The organism is Nitrosomonas sp. Nm132 (assembly GCF_900100485.1).
Classification (GTDB): domain Bacteria; phylum Pseudomonadota; class Gammaproteobacteria; order Burkholderiales; family Nitrosomonadaceae; genus Nitrosomonas.
The window spans coordinates 1-18,683 of record NZ_FNDH01000013.1; the positions used below are offsets into that span (position 1 = coordinate 1).

The 18,683-nt window shown below is 40.5% G+C and carries 20 protein-coding genes and 1 pseudogene; 4 read left to right on the plus strand and 17 right to left on the minus strand.

Features of this window, described 5'->3' with window-relative positions; all coding sequences use genetic code 11:
- The first annotated feature begins 388 nt into the window (after positions 1-388).
- Complete coding sequence (locus BLP80_RS06710; protein WP_090541606.1) at positions 389-1,372, plus strand: malate dehydrogenase; 984 nt, start codon at positions 389-391, stop codon at positions 1,370-1,372.
- Between the two features lie 7 nt (positions 1,373-1,379).
- Here BLP80_RS06710 and BLP80_RS06715 read toward each other — a convergent pair whose 3' ends face one another.
- The 16 genes and pseudogenes from BLP80_RS06715 to BLP80_RS16200 all read right to left on the minus strand — a co-directional run.
- Complete coding sequence (locus BLP80_RS06715; RefSeq protein WP_090541608.1) at positions 1,380-1,841, minus strand: peroxiredoxin; 462 nt, start codon at positions 1,839-1,841, stop codon at positions 1,380-1,382.
- Positions 1,842-1,881: 40 nt separating this feature from the next.
- On the minus strand, positions 1,882-3,222 hold the full coding sequence (gene ccmI, locus BLP80_RS06720) for a c-type cytochrome biogenesis protein CcmI (protein ID WP_090541610.1): 1,341 nt from the start codon (positions 3,220-3,222) through the stop codon (positions 1,882-1,884).
- A 6-nt stretch (positions 3,223-3,228) separates the two neighbouring features.
- Positions 3,229-3,759 carry a cytochrome c-type biogenesis protein gene (locus BLP80_RS06725; protein ID WP_090541612.1) on the minus strand — a complete coding sequence of 177 codons (531 nt, stop codon included), beginning with the start codon at positions 3,757-3,759 and terminating at the stop codon, positions 3,229-3,231.
- A gap of 5 nt (positions 3,760-3,764) precedes the next feature.
- Complete coding sequence (locus tag BLP80_RS06730) at positions 3,765-4,289, minus strand: DsbE family thiol:disulfide interchange protein (protein WP_090541614.1); 525 nt, start codon at positions 4,287-4,289, stop codon at positions 3,765-3,767.
- Complete coding sequence (locus tag BLP80_RS06735) at positions 4,286-6,328, minus strand: heme lyase CcmF/NrfE family subunit (protein ID WP_090541616.1); 2,043 nt, start codon at positions 6,326-6,328, stop codon at positions 4,286-4,288. Before BLP80_RS06735 ends, BLP80_RS06730 begins: the two co-directional genes overlap by 4 nt.
- Positions 6,329-6,407: 79 nt before the next feature.
- Positions 6,408-6,857, minus strand: a complete 450-nt coding sequence (gene ccmE / locus BLP80_RS06740; RefSeq protein WP_090541618.1) for a cytochrome c maturation protein CcmE — start codon at positions 6,855-6,857, stop codon at positions 6,408-6,410.
- A complete protein-coding gene (gene ccmD, locus BLP80_RS06745; RefSeq protein ID WP_090541620.1) occupies positions 6,854-7,036 on the minus strand; it encodes a heme exporter protein CcmD in 183 nt (60 codons plus the stop codon). Before ccmD ends, ccmE begins: the two co-directional genes overlap by 4 nt.
- Positions 7,033-7,773, minus strand: coding sequence for a heme ABC transporter permease CcmC (ccmC, locus tag BLP80_RS06750; RefSeq protein ID WP_090541622.1), 741 nt, complete (start codon positions 7,771-7,773; stop codon positions 7,033-7,035). Before ccmC ends, ccmD begins: the two co-directional genes overlap by 4 nt.
- Before the next feature lie 33 nt (positions 7,774-7,806).
- Positions 7,807-8,466 (minus strand): heme exporter protein CcmB, encoded by a 660-nt coding sequence (ccmB, locus tag BLP80_RS06755; RefSeq protein WP_090541624.1) that lies wholly within the window; start codon positions 8,464-8,466, stop codon positions 7,807-7,809.
- Between the two features lies 1 nt (position 8,467).
- The gene (gene ccmA / locus BLP80_RS06760; protein WP_090541626.1) at positions 8,468-9,082 is read right to left on the minus strand and encodes a cytochrome c biogenesis heme-transporting ATPase CcmA; all 615 of its coding nucleotides are present in this window, start codon (positions 9,080-9,082) and stop codon (positions 8,468-8,470) included.
- Positions 9,083-9,229: 147 nt separating this feature from the next.
- Complete coding sequence (gene truB / locus BLP80_RS06765) at positions 9,230-10,213, minus strand: tRNA pseudouridine(55) synthase TruB (protein ID WP_090541628.1); 984 nt, start codon at positions 10,211-10,213, stop codon at positions 9,230-9,232.
- 142 nt (positions 10,214-10,355) lie between these two features.
- Positions 10,356-10,712 (minus strand): 30S ribosome-binding factor RbfA, encoded by a 357-nt coding sequence (gene rbfA, locus BLP80_RS06770; protein WP_090541630.1) that lies wholly within the window; start codon positions 10,710-10,712, stop codon positions 10,356-10,358.
- 17 nt (positions 10,713-10,729) lie between these two features.
- Complete coding sequence (infB, locus tag BLP80_RS06775; protein WP_090541633.1) at positions 10,730-13,348, minus strand: translation initiation factor IF-2; 2,619 nt, start codon at positions 13,346-13,348, stop codon at positions 10,730-10,732.
- Between the two features lie 123 nt (positions 13,349-13,471).
- A complete protein-coding gene (nusA, locus tag BLP80_RS06780; protein ID WP_090541636.1) occupies positions 13,472-14,944 on the minus strand; it encodes a transcription termination factor NusA in 1,473 nt (490 codons plus the stop codon).
- Positions 14,945-14,975: 31 nt separating this feature from the next.
- Positions 14,976-15,407, minus strand: coding sequence for a ribosome maturation factor RimP (gene rimP, locus BLP80_RS06785; protein ID WP_090541638.1), 432 nt, complete (start codon positions 15,405-15,407; stop codon positions 14,976-14,978).
- Positions 15,408-15,955: 548 nt separating this feature from the next.
- A pseudogene (locus BLP80_RS16200) lies at positions 15,956-16,087 on the minus strand (transposase); the annotation flags it as partial.
- A gap of 374 nt (positions 16,088-16,461) precedes the next feature.
- Here BLP80_RS16200 and BLP80_RS06805 point away from each other — a divergent pair.
- The 3 genes from BLP80_RS06805 to BLP80_RS06810 all read left to right on the plus strand — a co-directional run bounded on the left by BLP80_RS06805 (position 16,462) and on the right by BLP80_RS06810 (position 17,538).
- Positions 16,462-16,707 carry a transcriptional regulator gene (locus tag BLP80_RS06805; protein WP_256324986.1) on the plus strand — a complete coding sequence of 82 codons (246 nt, stop codon included), beginning with the start codon at positions 16,462-16,464 and terminating at the stop codon, positions 16,705-16,707.
- 93 nt (positions 16,708-16,800) lie between these two features.
- Positions 16,801-16,968, plus strand: a complete 168-nt coding sequence (locus tag BLP80_RS15615) for a hypothetical protein (RefSeq protein WP_176754297.1) — start codon at positions 16,801-16,803, stop codon at positions 16,966-16,968.
- A 117-nt stretch (positions 16,969-17,085) separates the two neighbouring features.
- On the plus strand, positions 17,086-17,538 hold the full coding sequence (locus BLP80_RS06810; RefSeq protein WP_090541646.1) for a hypothetical protein: 453 nt from the start codon (positions 17,086-17,088) through the stop codon (positions 17,536-17,538).
- A gap of 189 nt (positions 17,539-17,727) precedes the next feature.
- On the opposite strand, the gene BLP80_RS06815 is transcribed toward BLP80_RS06810, so the two are convergent.
- Complete coding sequence (locus BLP80_RS06815; protein WP_218120397.1) at positions 17,728-17,949, minus strand: helix-turn-helix domain-containing protein; 222 nt, start codon at positions 17,947-17,949, stop codon at positions 17,728-17,730.
- Positions 17,950-18,683 lie beyond the last annotated feature (734 nt).

The window sequence follows — 18,683 nt, forward strand, 5'->3', positions numbered from 1 at the left end:
GGCAGCGTGGCAAGCACAACGAAATGCTTCCGCACGTCCCATGGAGTGGCGCTTTACGAATGATGACGCTCGGGTAAAATTGAAGAAACTTTACCTGACTTTAGAAGAATGACTGAGTACTAGTACACCAGATTTAACTATAGCTCTTCCTTGCCTGAGCCCCTATTTTAATAAGATTATGAGCTCTTTTTGTTTCCTTTTCTCACAGAGCATCCTGTAAGATGCTTTGCTGCCCAGTATTTTTCTAACCCATGAAAATGGGAAGTATGCAATATTATCGGATTATTATCCTAAATCAGAAGGAAACAGTGGTAGACTTTTAATATAATAGACAAGCTTGTTTATTTATGCGTTTTATTATGAGTGATAATATTTTGTAAATTAAAGAATGAAACCTCCTCTTTGTATTGCGATCACAGGCGCAGCAGGTCAAATTGGCTATAGTCTGTTGTTCAGGATTGCGGCTGGTGATATGCTTGGAAGTGATCAACCCATCATTTTGCATCTACTTGACGTTACTGGATCTCAGCATATCCTTGATGGCGTAGTAATGGAATTGTGCGACTGTGCTTTCCCACTTTTGAAGAATGTCGTCACAACAGATGATCCGTTAGTTGCTTTCAATATGGCGGATATTGCCATTCTAGTTGGCGCGCGCCCTCGAACTAAAGGCATGGAGCGCAAAGATCTGCTCACAGCAAATGCAGAAATATTCAGCATTCAAGGTAAAGCACTTAATAAAGTTGCTAAACGTAACGTAAGAGTACTGATTGTTGGCAACCCAGCCAATACTAATGCTTATATTACAATGAGAAATGCTCCGGATTTACCAACAGGTAATTTTGCTGCCATGCTTAGACTTGATCATAATCGGGCATTGTATCAAATAGCAACAAAATTAGGTCAGCCTGTATCTGAAATCAGAAAAATGATTATTTGGGGCAATCATTCCTCTACGCAGTTTCCTGATCTGAGTCATACAGAAATAGATAACAAGAAAGTCATAAACCTTATTGGTGATCAGGCTTGGATAGAGGATTATTTTATTCCTACCGTTCAGAATCGAGGTGCTGCAATAATTGAAGCAAGAGGACTATCGAGTGCAGCCAGTGCCGCTAATGCAATAATTAGCCATGTCCATGACTGGGTTATTGGTACAAGAGAAAATGATTGGGTATCAATGGGAGTTCTTTCTGATGGAAGCTATGAAATTCCGGAGGGGGTAATTTATGGGTTTCCCGTCACTTGCCAAAATGGCGTTTATACAATTGTTCAGGGGTTAGAAATAAATAAAATTTCTAGAACAAAGATACTTGCAACATATAAAGAACTTTTAGAGGAAAAAGGCTCAATTAAGCATTTATTAGCATAAAATTTATTTAATTTTTTAATTCTCTAATAAACGAGAGAACCTCCTCGGCATGACCAGGCACTTTAACACCACGCCACTCTTTTCGTAAGATACCTTTTGCATCGATCACAAAAGTACTACGTTCTATACCGCGCACTTGTTTACCAAACATATTTTTCATTTTAATGACACTGTAAAGTTCGCATATGGACTCATCAGTATCGCTAAGCAAGTCAAAAGGTAATGATAATTTCTCCTTAAAATTCTCATGAGATTTTATATTATCTCGTGAAATTCCAATAATTACACAGTTAAGATCATTAAATTCAGTATATAGATCACGAAATTGTAGACTCTCATCTGTACAACCTGGCGTATTATCTTTAGGATAAAAATAAATTACTATATTTCTCCCTAAATGTGCTGATAGGTGAAACACTTTCTCACCAGTGGCCTTAAGCTCAAAATCTGGAGCAGGTTTAAGCATCATCGTAATATTTACACAAACTAATGTTTTATTAAAAGTTGGGCTAGGGAATTATTTGATCGATTACAACAGCGATATCTTTATCACCAATTTTTACAGGTTGACTAAAACCTTCTAAATCGCCACTTGCTGGTACAGCTTGACCTGACTTCGTTATCCTAGCACCTATAACCACTTCTGGAAAACTAGACATCTTCATAGTTGGTGTCATGGCCATATCATCATCTAGTGAAAAGGTTGTAGGTAAATCTTTAGCAGTCAATCTTAAAATAGCTAATGGCATTTTTGGTCCAGTTTTGGCTCGTGCAAAAACAAACAAAGTATCATTTGGTGACACTCTGTTGGTCAAAGAAGGGTTCAGCGTAACGGTACCCGTGATAGTAGTGGTAGCTTTGGTGCTATCCGATTTATCAGATAATGGTTGCTGTTTTGTCTCAGCAGGTAAGTCACTGCTTATATTTGAGCTTTGTGTCAATTGCAGCGGGGCGGTACTCTCTTCACCTTTCATAGCCAGTGATTTTGCCTGAGCAATACTGTCACTTACTGATTTAGCTAATTGTGAATCAGATGGAATAGCGCTCAATAATCTTTCCCAATAGACTGTAGCTTGATCATATTTTTTTTGTTCAAATTCAACAGTTCCTGCTAATGCAAGGGCCTTGGGATAATTTGGATCAATCTTAAGTGCTTGATTAATTAACTCAGCGGGTTTACCAATCAAACTCCCATTATTTGTCATTGCAAGTACGTCTGCATAATCACTCAACAATTGTGCGCTATCAGGAATAATTTCAATTAATTTGGCATACGTCGCACTTGCTTCATCAAATTGACCCGTAATTGCGTAGGTTCGGCCTAGCATAACCCAACCTTCGATATCCTCTGGATTTTCCTTAAGACGCGCAACCAAATTATCCACAACAGATTTAATTTCGGTATGGCCAGGAGGCATCCCTGCCATATCTTGTGAATGAGATTGTGTTACGCTAGCTAACTGGGATTGTGGAAGCAATCCACGTGTATCACCCAAAACCATATATAACGATATTGCTGTAAGTGGAATCGCTAAAATGACAACAGCTATCGTGGCAATTCCATGGCTTTTTATAGCAGAGGAGGCTGAAGGATTTTTTGATGATGCCGCTAAATCTTGCAGCATTCTTTTGTGCAATTCCTGCTTACTTTTATCATATTGTTCTTTGGATAAAATATCATTACGCAGATCATTATCTAATTCAGCAAGCTGGTCACGATAAATCGCAATATTCGCAGTTTCCCGTTCTAATAGTTCTATTTTATCCTGCCTTTTTCTCAGCAGAGTCGGAAGTACAAACAGCAACGCAGCAACAATAAAAATACCAGCCACGACCCAAAATGAAGTCATACTTACTTATTCCTTATTAATTTTTCTTATTAAAGCTTCAGCCTCTAAGCGCTGACTTTCTGATAGTGGGATATCATCTATCTGTGTGCGACGGCGTCTTAAATAGAAGATTAGGGCTGTCGTTGCACCTATAAATAAAATAAGCGGGCCAAACCATAATAATATTGTGGTAGTTTTGAATGGTGGATTGTAAAGAACAAAGTCACCATAGCGAGCAACCAAAAAATCTATGATTTCTTCGTCACTTTTATCAGCTTTCATTTGTTCTCGAATTTCACGCCTCAAATCGATAGCAAAATCAGCACGAGAACCAGCAAGTGATTCATTCTGGCATACCAAACAACGGAGATTCTCTGATAGTTCAACCAGGCGTTTTTCCAGCACTGGATCCTCGGCAACCGGTAATGCTTCATTAGCAAAACTAGTCAATGGCAATAAAAACACAGAAAAAACAATAACTAACTGTCTTATATATTTAAAAAATTGACTAGCACGCTCTTGTAAGACAAAAACATTTATAGCTTTAAATTTATACATCGAATCTATCCTTGCAACTCCCTTATCAAGGGGAGAATCTTGTCTTCCAGTGATTTTACCGTTACAGGTCCAATATGCTTGTGACGAATAATTCCCTGTTTATCAATAATATATGTCTCAGGAACACCGTAGACACCATAATCAATGCCTACCTTACCATCGGAATCAACAATACTGACCGTATAAGGATCACCATATTGTCTAAGCCATTGTAAAGCGGTATCTCGCTCATCTTTGTAATTGAGACCGTATATTGGCACTATTCCTGTCTTGGCTAGTTGCACAAGCAGAGGATGCTCATCACGGCAAGCCACACACCAAGAGGCCCAAACATTCAACATCCATACTTTACCAAGATTATCTTTCGACATCATGATTTTGTCCGGATCATGCAAATGATTTAACTGGAAAACAGGTGCAGGTTTATCGATAAGAGGCGATGGTACCTGGCGAGGATTTAGTGTCAGACCAATTCCAAGAAATACAACCAGAACAATAAATATAGCAAGCGGTAGTAAGAAGCGAATCATACTTTTCTTACCTCTGGAAGAATAACCGGCTCTATATCTCTGGATTTTATGTCTGTATTACTTTTAGTAAGTATTTCTGAAGTGATCTCAGTCTTGTCTTTTTTACGAATACCGTAACGATAACGACGATCTGTAACAGCTAGAATTCCACCTAATGCCATTAGGATACATCCTAGCCATATCCAGTCTACAAATGGCTTATGGTAAACGCGAACAACCCAGGCATTGTTATCTAATGGTTCACCTAAGGCAATGTATAGATCACGGAATAAACCGGCATCAATGGCTGCTTCAGTCATGACCATACCGGAAGCATTGTAAGTCCTTTTTTCTGGATACAGTTTCTGAATGAGCTTATCATCCTTCAGAACATCAATATCACCCTGAACTGCTTTGTAATTAGGTCCAGGAATATTTGATATTCCATTAAATCGGAAAGTGTACCCACTAATTGAAACAGTATTACCGATTTCCATACGAACATCTTTTTCAGTCTCGTAACCATTGACGAGTGTTACGCCAATGACAAAAACAGCTATACCTAAATGTGCGCAGTGCATTCCATAGTAACTACGGGATTGCCGGGATAATTTTGTGAGTAATCCACCCTCACCACTATTTTGTAAACGATGTTTGATATTTACAAAAATACTGGCAATGATCCAGAAAGCTAACAATAAGCCAAAACTAACGAGTGGTTTCCACTCACTCATGAAAAATGGCATTATTAATGCGCTGATCAGACTCACGCCAAAAGCCCAGCGTAAACGAATGACCATAGACGGTAAACTTGCCTGTTTCCATCTCGCAATAGGCCCCAATCCTATCAGAAAAATAGCCGGTGCCATTAACGGTACAAATACAGCTTCAAAATATGGCGGTCCAACTGAGATCTTTCCAAGACCCAAAGCATCAACCAGTAAAGGATAGAGTGTGCCCAACATAACGCTGCCAGCAGCAACCAACAGCAGGACATTATTTACAAGAAGCATGGATTCACGTGAAATGAGTTGAAAGTTTCCTCCCAAACCCACTTTTGGCGCACGCCAAGCAAATAATATTAATGAAAAACCTACTATCGCAACTAAGTAAACTAAGATAAATATCCCGCGCGCAGGATCTGTGGCAAATGCATGAACTGATGTAAGCACACCAGAACGCACTAAGAATGTACCGAGTAAGCTCAATGAAAATGCGACTATTGCAAGCAGCACAGTCCAGCTTTTGAAGCTACCACGCTTTTCCGTAACTGCTAGAGAATGAATAAGAGCGGTGCCAACTAGCCAAGGCATAAAGGAAGCATTTTCAACTGCATCCCAAAACCACCAGCCGCCCCAACCCAATTCATAATAAGCCCACCAGCTACCAATCATAATACCGGTAGTCAGAAATACCCACGCAGCAGTTGTCCAGGGACGCGACCAACGTGCCCAGGCAGCATCTAGCTGACCACTTAGGAGGGCCGCAATAGCGAAAGCAAACGCCACCGAGAAGCCAACATACCCCATATAAAGCATAGGTGGGTGCAATACCATCCCGGGATCCTGCAGTAAAGGATTCAAATCATTACCGTCAAGAGCTGCTGGCAAAAGACGATCAAAGGGGTTGGAAGTAAATAGCAAAAATAATAAAAAACCCACACTAACTAGACCTAGCACACCTAAAACCCTGGCTACCATATCGTCTGGCAGTTGACGGCTAAATACACTAACAGCAACTGACCATCCTGCTAATAACAGTACCCATAAAAGCAACGATCCTTCATGTGACCCCCAAGTAGCAGCAAACCGAAAATGAAGCGGCAATTCAGAATTAGAGTGAGAAGCTACATTATGTACTGAAAAATCATTGCTAACAAAGGAATAGGCTAAGCAACCAAAAGAGATAGCAATAAACACGAATTGACCTTGCACAGCTGGGCGAGCCAGGGCAATCCATGAAGGGATGCCGCGAGCTGCGCCAATAATGGGCAAGGTGCCTTGAATTAAAGCTAATAACATAGCAAGAATTAGAGCAAAATTACCAAGTTCTGGAATCATGATTGAAATGCTATCCCTAAAAAATAATTATCTGAGATTAAGAAATCCTAACCCTATGTGCTCTATGAAAGCTTTTTTCTTATTGGGTTAATGATGTTTTCTGAGCTTTGGCCGCTTGTTCTAGTGCGCTTGCAGCCTCTGGTGGCATGTAATTTTCATCATGCTTGGCAAGAACTTCATCCGCATAGAAAATACCATCATCTGCTATTTTCCCTTGCGCTACCACACCCTTACCTTCTTTGAATAAATCAGGGAGTATCCCAGTGTATACCACTTGTATTGCTTCTGCAGTATCGGTTACTGCAAAGCTAACAGTCGTGCTGCTGCCTTGGCGAGTTAAACTACCCTCTTCTACAATTCCACCAATTCTAAAACTCTTACCAATCGGTGCCTCATTGGCTGCAATTTGGCTAGGGCTAAAGAAAAAAACTAGATTGCTCTGGAAAACATTCAGTACCAAAATAGCTGCAATTGTTAATGCTGTAACACTTGAGGCAATAATCGCTATTTTTTTATGACGTGGTTTCATTTTTTCTCTCTTATAGTTGATTCGTCTCTGAGACCAAGATACTTTTGCAAAGTTCTACGACGATTTAATATCAGCCAAATTTCACCAGCTATGCAAGCAAATGAGACTAGATACGAGCCCCAGACATAGAGTCCATACCCACCCATTGAAAAAAATTCTGACCAGTTATTCCAGATCATCGTGCAGCCCCCTTTAATTCTGCCACCCACGCAGTATGACGTTCACGCTCCAATATAATAACCCGTGTTCGCATTAATATCATGGCAATGGAATACATCCATGCGGCAAGTGACATGATCAGCATTCCAACAAGCATACTTGCCGCCATCTTGGGTGATTGAGTAACACTGACCGATGCACCTTGGTGTAAAGTATTCCACCATTGAACAGAAAAATAAATAATAGGGATATTAACTACGCCCACTAATGCGATAACCGCACCAGCTTTATCTGCCCGTCGCGGATCATCAATAGCAGCCTGAAGTGACATAAATCCAATATAAAGGAATAATAAAATTAACTCGGAAGTAAGTCGTGCATCCCACACCCACCATGCTCCCCACATTGGCTTGCCCCACCAAGCTCCTGTCCATAATGCAATGAAGGTGAACATTGCTCCCGTTGGTGCAATAGCCGTAGCCACCATTGATGAAAGACGGGTATTAAAAGCAAGGCCAATCCCTGCCCAAAATGCCATAACCAAATATAGGAACATGGACATCCACGCAGCTGGTACGTGAATGAAAATAATGCGATATGCTTCTCCTTGCTGAAAATCAGTCGGTGCTACAAAAAAGCCAATATAAAGACCAATAATGAGCAATACTATGGCTGCAATAGAAAAATATGGAATCATTCTTCCTGCCAGAAAATAAAAACTTGCAGGTGAAGCATATTTGTACCAATTTATCGACATATCAAATTTTTGCTTGTAAGTTTTAGTTGAATTTTATTCGATTGAGATCCTAAGAGAGGCTGCTGTTGCCCAAGGTGCACAAACTAATGATACAAGCAAGAAAGCACCAAGCAATGAGAAATGTGCGTCAAACCCTAAGCCTGCGGTACTTGCTTCTACCGCACCCGCGCCAAAAATAAGTACTGGGATATATAACGGCAACACCAGTAATGATACTAGCACTCCCCCCCCTCTTAATCCTAAAGTTAGGGCAGCGCCTATTGCGCCAATTAGACTCAAGATAGGAGTACCTAACAATAATGATAATGTCAACACTATAAGCGCACTAAAAGGTAAATCATATTGAATACCTAATACTGGAGCCATCAATACTAAGGGAACTCCCGTAACCAACCAATGTGAAAACATCTTTCCTAGTACTAATAAAGGCAGGGATGTTGGTGAGAGTAATATTTGCTCTAAGGTTCCGTCCAAATAATCATTGGAAAACATACGTCCAAGTGAGAGCATTGACGCTAGTAATGCGGCAACCCATACAATTCCTGGAGCCATGATCCGAAGTATATTCATTTCTGGCCCCACACCTAGTGGAAATAGGCTCACTACGATAATAAAGAAAAATAATGTCGTTAATACATCAGCCTGCCGGCGCATTGCCAATAATAAATCACGCCGAATTATCCAAATCAACATATCAAGAAAGGTATAGTTGATGCGTTACCGTAGCTGTAATATTAATTTCCTGGTGCGTCGTCAGTATTACCATACCACCTTGAGCCAAATATCGTTCTATTATATTTTTAATCAATTCAATTGCTGAAACATCCAATGCAGTCAGAGGTTCATCTAGTATCCATAGTTTAGTCTGTACCAGCAATAAGCGCGCCAATGCAACTCGCCGCTTCTGACCTTGCGATAGTACTTTAGCCAGCAACGCCTCACGCTTCTCTAAACCCATTTTCTGTAAGATTTCACAGGCTGTCTTTTTATCAATCTCTACACCAGCAAGAGCGCTTGTGATACACAGATTTTCAATGGTGGTCAAGTCATCTTTTACACCACTTAAATGCCCTAAATAAGTTATAACACTATAATAATCTTCGCCTAGAGATCGGATATCGGAGCCATTCCAGCTAACCTCGCCTGAGTTTGGAACCGCTAAGCCACATAACATTCTTAATAAACTAGTCTTGCCACTGCCATTAGGCCCACGTACCTGCATCAATTCACCCGGCTTTATAGAAAAATTGATACCACTGAATAATACGCGGTCACCACGCATACATTCTAGATTGTTGCCTTGCAACATAGTTAGCAATTAAAACTAAGCATTATAACGCACTGAAATATCTTTGACACTTTGTCGTTATAGAAAACATGACTTAAAAATGAATGAATCATTGTCTATTTTATTTCTACTAATAGTATTTATTTCACTTTAAGTATAAAAGCCATATTATTCAGTAATATGATTTATCATACCTTTGGAAGATATTAATCTTTTGGGGGCTATTATTCCAATTTCTGTTATTTCTCCCAATCCTAGAAATAACCCGCTACTGCTATACAGCCTGATTTTAGTTCCCAGGGGCAAGCCATATTTATTTTTATTATTTATCAGTTGTCCTTGTAATAAAGCTAAAGTTTCTGCTTCACTGAATGCGATGGAAGGAAAATTGTAAAGCAAGCTATCGATAGGATATAAATATGCATCATGCTCAGAAGAAAAAACTCCTTGAAATTGATCTAATTGATGTGCTTGCTGCAAGCTAAACTCACCAATCTGGCTTCGGCATAAACTTGTAAGATATGCACCACCAAAACCCAATGCTTTGCCTATATCTTCAGCTAATGTACGTATATAAGTTCCTGCTCCACAACGAACCATGATCGATATTTCATTTCCGATCCATGAATCTAAACATAAATCATAAATAATAATCTCACGCGGTTTTCTTTCAATTTCCTCACCCCTCCGAGCATATTTATATAAGGGTTTTCCATTAAATTTCAGAGCACTAAACATGGGAGGAGTTTGCTTGATTCGCCCTATAAAAGTTTGAAGAATATTTTTTATTCGTAAGGCGCTTAATTTATTGTCACTTGACACCGTGCGTGTTGCTGCAGTTATCTCTCCTTCCACATCGCCCGTCGTGCTGATATAACCAAGTTTCAATGTAGCATGATAGGTTTTATCTGCACTCAATAACATAGCCGAGAATTTTGTGGCTTCTCCGAAACAGATTGGCAGCAATCCAGTAGCCATTGGATCAAGAGTGCCAGTATGACCCGCCTTAGTAGCGCCGAAAAAACGCTTAGTAATTTGCAGGGAATAATTAGAAGTTAAGCCAGATGGCTTGTTGAGCAACAAAACACCACTAATATTGCGTTTAATAAGTTTAATTTTACTAAGTCTTGAAAGTAGGCTTGTATAAGACAAATAATTTATACTAATAACCTTATCTAGATTACGTATTTTTTATTATATTTAATATTTTAAAATTAAATTTCTACATTCCTGGAATTCAGGTCAACTAGAAAAGTATATTAAAAAGCAATTATTGCTTATATAAAAATATTTGTTAGTTTTTTCCAATTGCTTCATCGATTAACCGCGAAAGATATAATCCACGCTCAACTGATTCATCATAAATAAAATGAAGTTGTGGAATTACCCGTAATCTCATTCTGCTTGATAATTGACTACGCAGAAATCCATTTGCATGTTTTAAACCCTCTTCAATAGTAATGTTATTCTCTTTATTACTATTGATCGATGTATAAAAAATCTTGGCATGAGCATAATCACGCGTCACCTCTACACCAGTGATAGTAATCATTCCTACCCGCGGATCTTTGACCTCGGTTTTAATCATATCAGCCAACTCACGCTGTATTTGATCAGCAACACGCTGCGTTCGAGAGAAATCTTTAGACATTACATCTACTTTTAACGTTACAGCACACGCGCAGTTTCAATAATTTCATATACCTCCAGTTGATCACCAACTTGAATATCATTGAAGTTCTTAAGTGAAAGTCCACATTCAAACCCTGCCTTTACTTCCTTCACATCCTCTTTGAACCGCTTCAAGGAATCAAGACCACAACTATGTATTACTACACCATCGCGCAGCACTCGCACAAGAGAATCACGCCTCACCAAACCATCAAGAACATAGCAACCAGCTACAGTGCCTATTTTTGAAATTCGGTATATCTCACGAATATCGACCAAACCAAGAATACTTTCTTTTCGCTCTGGCACCATCATCCCAGACAGCGCTTTCTTAATCTCATCAACCGCATCATAAATTATATTGTAATAGCGAACATCAACTTCCGCTGTAGCAATCAACTTGCGGGCACTGGCATCAGCACGTGTGTTAAAGCCAATCACAACAGCTTTGGATGCGAGAGCCAGATTAATATCAGATTCAATAATCGCACCCACACCACTATGAATAATATTGATTTTCACTTCATCAGTAGCAAGTTTCTGCAAAGCATATGACAGCGCCTCACATGAGCCCTGAACATCTGCTTTAATAATAAGATTGAGTATTTTGATATCTTCTTTCTGGCCAAAAATATCCTCCATCTTTGCAGCTTGTCGTTTATCAAGCTTCACATCCCGGAATTTGCCCTGACGAAACAATGCAATTTCACGGGCTTTACGCTCATCATCCAGGGCTATAATCGTTTCACCTGCAACTGCCACTTCAGATAACCCTTGAATTTCTACTGGTATAGATGTCCCCGCCTCTTCAACTGAATTACCTTTTTCATCTAACATCGCCCTTACTCTTCCAAATACAGCGCCAGTCAATAAAACATCACCACGTTTTAAAGTGCCAGACTGTACTAATATGGTTGCAACTGGGCCGCGTCCTTTATCTAAGCGTGATTCAATTACCACTCCTTTAGCAGGCGCATTTTTAATTGCTTTAAGCTCTAAAACCTCTGCTTGCAATAAAATACTTTCAAGAAGCTCATCAATACCCTGACCAGTTTTAGCTGAAACACCTACAAATATAGTATCCCCCCCCCAATCCTCTGATACAACGCCATGATTTGTAAGTTCTTGCTTAATACGCTCAAAATTTGCCTCAGGTTTATCCATTTTATTAACGGCTACCACAATTGGGATATTTGCCGCCTTGGCATGATGAATGGCTTCTATGGTTTGAGGCATTACACCGTCATCGGCTGCTACAACCAGAACAACAAGATCAGTAATTTTTGCACCACGCGCACGCATGGCAGTGAATGCTTCATGACCCGGCGTATCAAGAAAAGTGATCATTCCATGCGCAGTTTCAACATGATAAGCGCCAATGTGCTGTGTAATTCCCCCAGCTTCGCCACCTGCTACACGTGTTCTACGAATATAATCCAATAGAGATGTTTTTCCATGATCAACATGTCCCATAACAGTCACTACCGGCGCACGATGCTGCATCTCCAGCTCTGAAACTGGCGTCTTAATTTCTTCAAGAAAAGATTCAGGACTATCGAGTGCAGCATATTTTGCAATATGACCCATTTCTTCAACTACTATCATGGCAGTATCTTGATCTAGCATTTGATTGATCGTCACCATGCTACCCATTTTCATCAGCACTTTGATAACCTCAGCAGCTTTTACCGACATTTTTTGCGCGAGTGCAGCAACCGAGATAGTTTCAGGCACAAGAACTTCATGCACAACCGGCTCGGTTGGAGCAGAAAAACCGTGCTGTGTTTGTACCTCAGCTAAATTTGATTTGCCATGATGCTGTTTATCTTTGCGAACGCGCCAGCCTTGATTTCCTGACAAATCACCGCGTATTTTAGCTTCACGCTTTTTAGCAACCCCATCCTTCCATAAATCTTCTTGTTTAGTTTGTTTCTTTTTCTTTTCAGTTTTATCTTCTGGTTTAACGGCAGGCTTGCTGAGAGTGCTTTCAGCTGACACTTGTTTTGGTTGAGATACTGTTACTTGTGGTACTGATGGTATTTCCCCAGGAGTAGATGAGGCTGGCTCTTCTTTTTTTGGGATTATCTTCTCTTCTTTTAATTCTTTCTTTTCCTCAACAATTATATTTTTTCTTTTTTCCTGCTTCTCTTTGAGCTCCGCTGCTTGACGAGCAATTAATTCAGCTTGTTTTAATGCTTCCTGTTCACGTAATGCCTGCTGTGCCGCATCAATTATTGGCTTTCGAGCTGATGTTGAGGAAATAGCAGGAGCTGATGTGGTTGTTGCTTCCAGCACTGTCTCTCTTTCAGTATCTTGCTCAGAGGGGTTAGTGAGCACACGCTTTTTTCGGACTTTGACTTCAATAGTTCGAGCTTTTCCAGCTCCATCCGATTGCCGTATTTCAGTAGTTTGCCGACGAGTCAATGTGATCTTCTTCTTTGACTCAATCGATCCATGCGTTTTACGAAGATAATCAAGCAGCTGCGCTTTATCTATTTCTGTCAAAATATCCCCTATCGACTGCTTCTTGACGCCCGCAGCCAGAAGCTGCTCAAGTAACGCTTCTGGCAACATATCCAGCTCATTGGCAAATTTTTCTACAGTCATTTGAGTCATCAGCAACCCTTTGTTTACCTTAAATTCATTTCAAAAACAAGAGCATTAATTTTGGCTCTTACTTTTATTCTATTGGTGTTGATAATTAAAATTTCAAGTTCAAAGCAAAATGATAAACATATTTTAAATAAACCATGGCTCTCGTGCCTTTATAATAAGCTTATTAGCACGTTCAATATCAATACCCGTCATTTCAACTAAATCATCTGCAGCCAGATCAGCAAGCTCTTCTTGTGTTTTAATACCATTAGCCGCTAGCTCACGAACTAGCTGAGCATCCATACCTTCCAGAGAAAGTAGCCCTTCTGATGTATGTTCAAGCTTTTCCTCAGTAGCAATTGCATCGGTTAGAAGAACGTTACGTGCCCGATTACGTAATTCATTGATTGTCTCTTCATCAAGCGCTTCTATTTCCAGCATTTCATTGAGTGGTACGTAAGCGATCTCTTCTAGCGTAGAGAAACCCTCTTCTATCAAAATATTGGCCACCTCTTCATCCACATCGAGTTTTTCCATGAAGACCTTACAAATCATAGAGGTTTCTTCTTCGTTCTTTTTCTGTGACTCCTCTACAGTCATGATATTGAGATCCCAGCCAGTTAATTCTGAGGCAAGCCGAACATTTTGCCCACCACGACCAATTGCTTGCGCGAGATTATCTTCATTGACAACAATATCCATACTATGTTTATCTTCATCGACCATGATACTACTGATCTCGGCTGGCGCTAGTGCGTTAACGACAAAAGTAGCAGGATCTTCCGACCACAATATAATATCAATCCGTTCTCCCGCTAGTTCACTTATAACAGCCTGTACTCTAGAACCACGCATGCCTACACAGGTACCAATTGGATCAATACGCTGATCAGTTGATTTAACCGCTATTTTAGCGCGTGAACCCGGATCTCTTGCGGCCACCTTAATTTCGAGCAATCCTTCTTCAATTTCAGGCACCTCTAATTGAAACAATTTGATCAAAAATTCTGGAGAAGTACGTGAAAGTACTAATTGAGCCCCCCTTACTGAGCGATCAACTTTGAATAAATAAGCGCGAACACGATCTCCAACCCTCAGATTTTCTTTTGGGATCATCTGATCACGAGGTAGAATTGCTTCAATCCTGCCCGCCTCCACAGTAGCATTACCGCGCTCTATGCGTTTTATAGTACCAGCAACTAAATATTCTTTACGCTCAAGAAAATCATTCAGATTCTGTTCACGTTCTGCATCACGAATTCTTTGAAAGATTATTTGCTTAGCCGCTTGAGCGCCAATGCGATCAAACTCTATTACCTCCAGAGGCTCTTCTATATGCTCACCCAATTTGATATCAGCATCGTACTGTAACGCCTCACTCAAAGAAATTTGCCGCGCAGGATTCTCCACAGCATCATCAGCAACTACTAATCTGTTACGAAAACATCGATAGCTCCCAGTCTCTCGCTCAACTACAACCTGCACATCAATATCTTCATGAAAATGTTTTTTTGTAGCAGACGCAAGCGCCATTTCCAAGGCAGTAAAAACGATCGCTTTATCAACATTTTTTTCGTGTGCCAAGGCATCTACTAATAGCAAAATCTCGCGACTCATATTCCTCCAGCCAATTTTTATGCACCTATAGTTATATTTCTGGAACCAACCGAGCTTTTTCTAAATTATCTAACTTAATATGCAGGATCCTCCCTTCTACCTCTAGCTCTAACATTCCATCATTAATTTCTCGTATGATTCCAATAAAGTTCTTTTGACCTTGCAGTGCTATACGTAACTTAATTTTTACTGATTTTCCCGCAAAGCGAATAAAATCACTTTCTTTTTTCAGAGGCCTATCCAAGCCCGGAGAAGATATCTCGAGTCGGCTATAATCTATACCTTCTACCGTTAATAATCTATTGAGATGATTACTAATAGCGACACAATCGTCAATAGTAATACCACCATCCTTTTTATCCACAAATACTCTTAATAATTTTCCAGGAGCTGATTGTTCCACCTCTATCAGCTCATAACCTATTCCCGCTAACATCAAATCCAGTAATTCATACAACGCCATAGCTTCGCCACAAATAAAAAATGGGCCAAATAAGCCCACCTAAATTGTGCTTATTATAACAATAATCAATTGCTAACAAAACAGAATTTTGTTTTATGATAATAATTCCAATATGTTACTGTTAATTTACTATACTTTCTTTGCAAGAATTAACTGGGCTGTTTACAGCCGAATATATAAAATGAGGCTGAGAATATTTCATAAGCAGTAGCGTTATTAAAAACTAGCAATTTACCATCAGGGAATGTTTTGCCTGCATGATAATCTTGACTCTTGATTTGGCACGTTATCGCAGCAGTAGATACAATCAGTCTCATAAGAGCATTGGGCAATAACCGCTGCCGCTCGGGCAGGCCTTGGTCTCCAGTGATGAGAACAGTGAAATGCAAGTGCCGGATCGGACTCAACTTGGATCACCCTGCTCTTCAGTGGCAAGGTAATCGCCCAGCACCAACCGTGACACCCTTACAGTAAGTGACTGAAATTCCGAAAAAAAGATTGACCGCGAAACACCTCATTCTAATTCTCAATAGAAGCGTAAATAACAAGAGCAGCCGGGAGATGTAGCCCCGGTCACCAAAGAGTCTCCCAAATAAGGAGCGTGCCAGCTCGGGCGCCGGGTCACGATCATCGACATTACCTGCCGTTATTTTCACGCTCAGCAATTCCCCCTGATCATTAGCCCGAATATTTCATAAATTCGCGTGATGATCACGCAGGATTTTGATTAATAGGGAAGTTTTGAGAAGGAGGGGTGTAGTGATTCATACACCCGACCGAGCAAAATCTTTCTTATTAATCAAAAGACAAGTGAGGGCACGTGCCAATTTATGAAATATTTGGGTTAAGTAAGTTGAAGAAATGAAGATAATCGCCATGCGCCAGAGAATCTTTGCCGAAATCAGGTGCCGGCATATTTTCCAAATTGTCAGGGGAGTTAAAAAACTTATTAACTACAGATCTCAGCTACCGTCTGCGGGCAGGAGATTGTCGAGTATTTTTTTGAGTTCGATAGCGGCTATGCGTATTATTGATATTGAAGAGGTGATAAAACGTGATAAGCACACTCGCTAGCTACCAGACCATTTTGGATAGCAATGGTAAACCCACCTTTGTAGTTGTTTCCTATGCTGATTTTGTCAAACTGCCCTGCGTAGTGCGACCCGGCATGATCGCGAATGATGTGGCCGGCAAACGCATGGGCATCACGCAAGCCGGTTACGCGCAAATCGAGGCCGCCAAGCGCCCTCGCAAGGCAACGCCGGAAAAGGCTGCGACGGCTATGGGCATCATCCTGTAACAGTTGGCTTATGAACTATGACCAAAAGGATTATTAATCACGAAAGAGTCAGACATTGAGGCTCTTAGCATCGTCCAGGAAGTTCTCCACAGTATGCTACCGACTCTCGCCGCTAGCAGCACAGCCGACCTCGGGGATATCGGTTCCGCGCTTGAGTTTACTGCCGCAAATGGGACAATTAATCCAATGGCCGGACAAATGCTCACTGATCTCGCCTCCGGAGCAACCGGACTGCACGCTGCTGGCATTAGGAAACAATGATCGCAATAGCCCCATGCGTCAACAACAAATGTTTCATTTTGCGATGCCATTGCTTATATCTCCTTGTTACGTTTATTCTCATGTTTTTTTCTCCTTGATATTTTTCGGAGCATTCTTATGAACATTTTTGATGGAATCGATAAGCTAATTAACGGAAATGAATCTGCTGCCATATTGAAAGAACCCGTCCTTCTTCTTAAGGAGCAGTTCGCTGCTCTCTATGCGCAGCTTTCCATATGCAGAAATCAGGCGACGGCACTTATGGAAGAAATATCAAATCTTAAGATGGAGAACGAAAATATTAAATTTGAGAACCGCAAGTTGCGCGAGAGAATAGAGAGTTTTCATAATATTAAGTTTGAGAACCACAAATTGCGCGAGAGAATAGAGGATTTTCATAATTCCAACCCTCATGAACATGCTTGCGAGCATTGCGGATCAACTAAACTGAAACTAATACGCAGCCGACATAGCCACATATTTGAGGATTTAGGCGTTAGAAATGTGCTTTTTACATGCGATGAATGTGGAAACGAATTGTCTGTCATGATTGCTTTGCCTAGTAGTTAAGGAAGCTTTGATTAAACCCGAATATTTCATAAATTGGCAAGTGAGGACACGTGCCAATTTATGAAATATTCGGGTTAACCCACGTATAACTGCGATTGCCGCCATCAGAACGGTACCAGGCGTAAAAGTGCTTGGCGCTCCAACCCAAGTGACGATTGCGGTAGCGCTCTACTAACCACATGACTTCATCTACCGGTGCCCGCCGGTGCGATACCTGCGCACAAGACGCTTATCCACTAACGCATCCAATCCACCCGCATCATGCCGGTTCATATAGCGCCGGAATGTGCGATCGCATACCCCAAGCAACAACGCCGCTTCCGATTGCGTAAGGTTCCTCTTTCTGTAACCTTGATACGCTTCTTCAAATCTCATCTTCCCGGTCTCCTGTAGCCATTCTGTCCGTTTCATCTGAAATCCTCCCCGGATTCCATATAAACCGGACAGATCATTTGCTACAAGTCCGGACAGTTTATTTGCTCTCTACATTTCTATTTCTCAAATATTGCCATTCTAAGTAAATATGCGTAGAATCTTCGTAAACCCCCTACCATGTTTGTGTGCTTCCTAAGAATGAATGAGGGTTGTATCTAAGAGTGAAAAAGTAAATTTTCAAAAGGAGATAGTAGAAATGGAAGAGAATAGAAGAACTGATGAAGCAGGTTTGTTCAAAGTAGTCGCGATCGCAACGATTGGTATCATTATTGCAGGGGCAATCGTATTTATGACGGGGATGGGCGGTAAATACTAATTGATTTATTTCTGTAGATACCATGTTTCCCTGCTTCCCTCTTGGCATATTTGTTAATCAAGGTAAGTGTCAAGAGTGATTTATGTAAATGTTATGAAGGCTAGAAGCTGGTAGCTTTAAGCTATTGCTTCTAGCTGAATTAGATAGATCATTAGTTCTTTAGATTACTGATTATCTCCTAGTAAGTAATTGCTATTAGTGAAATATCAAGGCCGTAATTGGATGAACTTGATGAGATGAGTCTTTGCAGTGATTTAACACTACGGAATGTTGCGCCGTAGATGTATGTTGAAGCCTTTCCCACAGAATGCACCTTTCTTCCCTGTAAATTATGCGAATGTGCGGCATGATATCCGCTATCAGTTCAAACACATATTATTACGCTTAAATCCAC

Coding starts and splice junctions, on each gene's coding strand:
- BLP80_RS15615 (WP_176754297.1), top strand. CDS start 16,801: ATGCTACCGACTCTCGCCGCTAGCAGCACAGCCGACCTCGGGGATATC.
- ccmB (WP_090541624.1), bottom strand. CDS start 8,466: ATGTTGATTTGGATAATTCGGCGTGATTTATTATTGGCAATGCGCCGG.
- infB (WP_090541633.1), bottom strand. CDS start 13,348: ATGACTCAAATGACTGTAGAAAAATTTGCCAATGAGCTGGATATGTTG.
- BLP80_RS06725 (WP_090541612.1), bottom strand. CDS start 3,759: ATGTATAAATTTAAAGCTATAAATGTTTTTGTCTTACAAGAGCGTGCT.
- BLP80_RS06710 (WP_090541606.1), top strand. CDS start 389: ATGAAACCTCCTCTTTGTATTGCGATCACAGGCGCAGCAGGTCAAATT.
- BLP80_RS06715 (WP_090541608.1), bottom strand. CDS start 1,841: ATGATGCTTAAACCTGCTCCAGATTTTGAGCTTAAGGCCACTGGTGAG.
- ccmI (WP_090541610.1), bottom strand. CDS start 3,222: ATGACTTCATTTTGGGTCGTGGCTGGTATTTTTATTGTTGCTGCGTTG.
- ccmE (WP_090541618.1), bottom strand. CDS start 6,857: ATGAAACCACGTCATAAAAAAATAGCGATTATTGCCTCAAGTGTTACA.
- BLP80_RS06815 (WP_218120397.1), bottom strand. CDS start 17,949: ATGAAACGGACAGAATGGCTACAGGAGACCGGGAAGATGAGATTTGAA.
- BLP80_RS06735 (WP_090541616.1), bottom strand. CDS start 6,328: ATGATTCCAGAACTTGGTAATTTTGCTCTAATTCTTGCTATGTTATTA.
- ccmA (WP_090541626.1), bottom strand. CDS start 9,082: ATGTTGCAAGGCAACAATCTAGAATGTATGCGTGGTGACCGCGTATTA.
- ccmC (WP_090541622.1), bottom strand. CDS start 7,773: ATGTCGATAAATTGGTACAAATATGCTTCACCTGCAAGTTTTTATTTT.
- nusA (WP_090541636.1), bottom strand. CDS start 14,944: ATGAGTCGCGAGATTTTGCTATTAGTAGATGCCTTGGCACACGAAAAA.
- ccmD (WP_090541620.1), bottom strand. CDS start 7,036: ATGATCTGGAATAACTGGTCAGAATTTTTTTCAATGGGTGGGTATGGA.
- BLP80_RS06730 (WP_090541614.1), bottom strand. CDS start 4,289: ATGATTCGCTTCTTACTACCGCTTGCTATATTTATTGTTCTGGTTGTA.
- rbfA (WP_090541630.1), bottom strand. CDS start 10,712: ATGTCTAAAGATTTCTCTCGAACGCAGCGTGTTGCTGATCAAATACAG.
- BLP80_RS06810 (WP_090541646.1), top strand. CDS start 17,086: ATGAACATTTTTGATGGAATCGATAAGCTAATTAACGGAAATGAATCT.
- rimP (WP_090541638.1), bottom strand. CDS start 15,407: ATGGCGTTGTATGAATTACTGGATTTGATGTTAGCGGGAATAGGTTAT.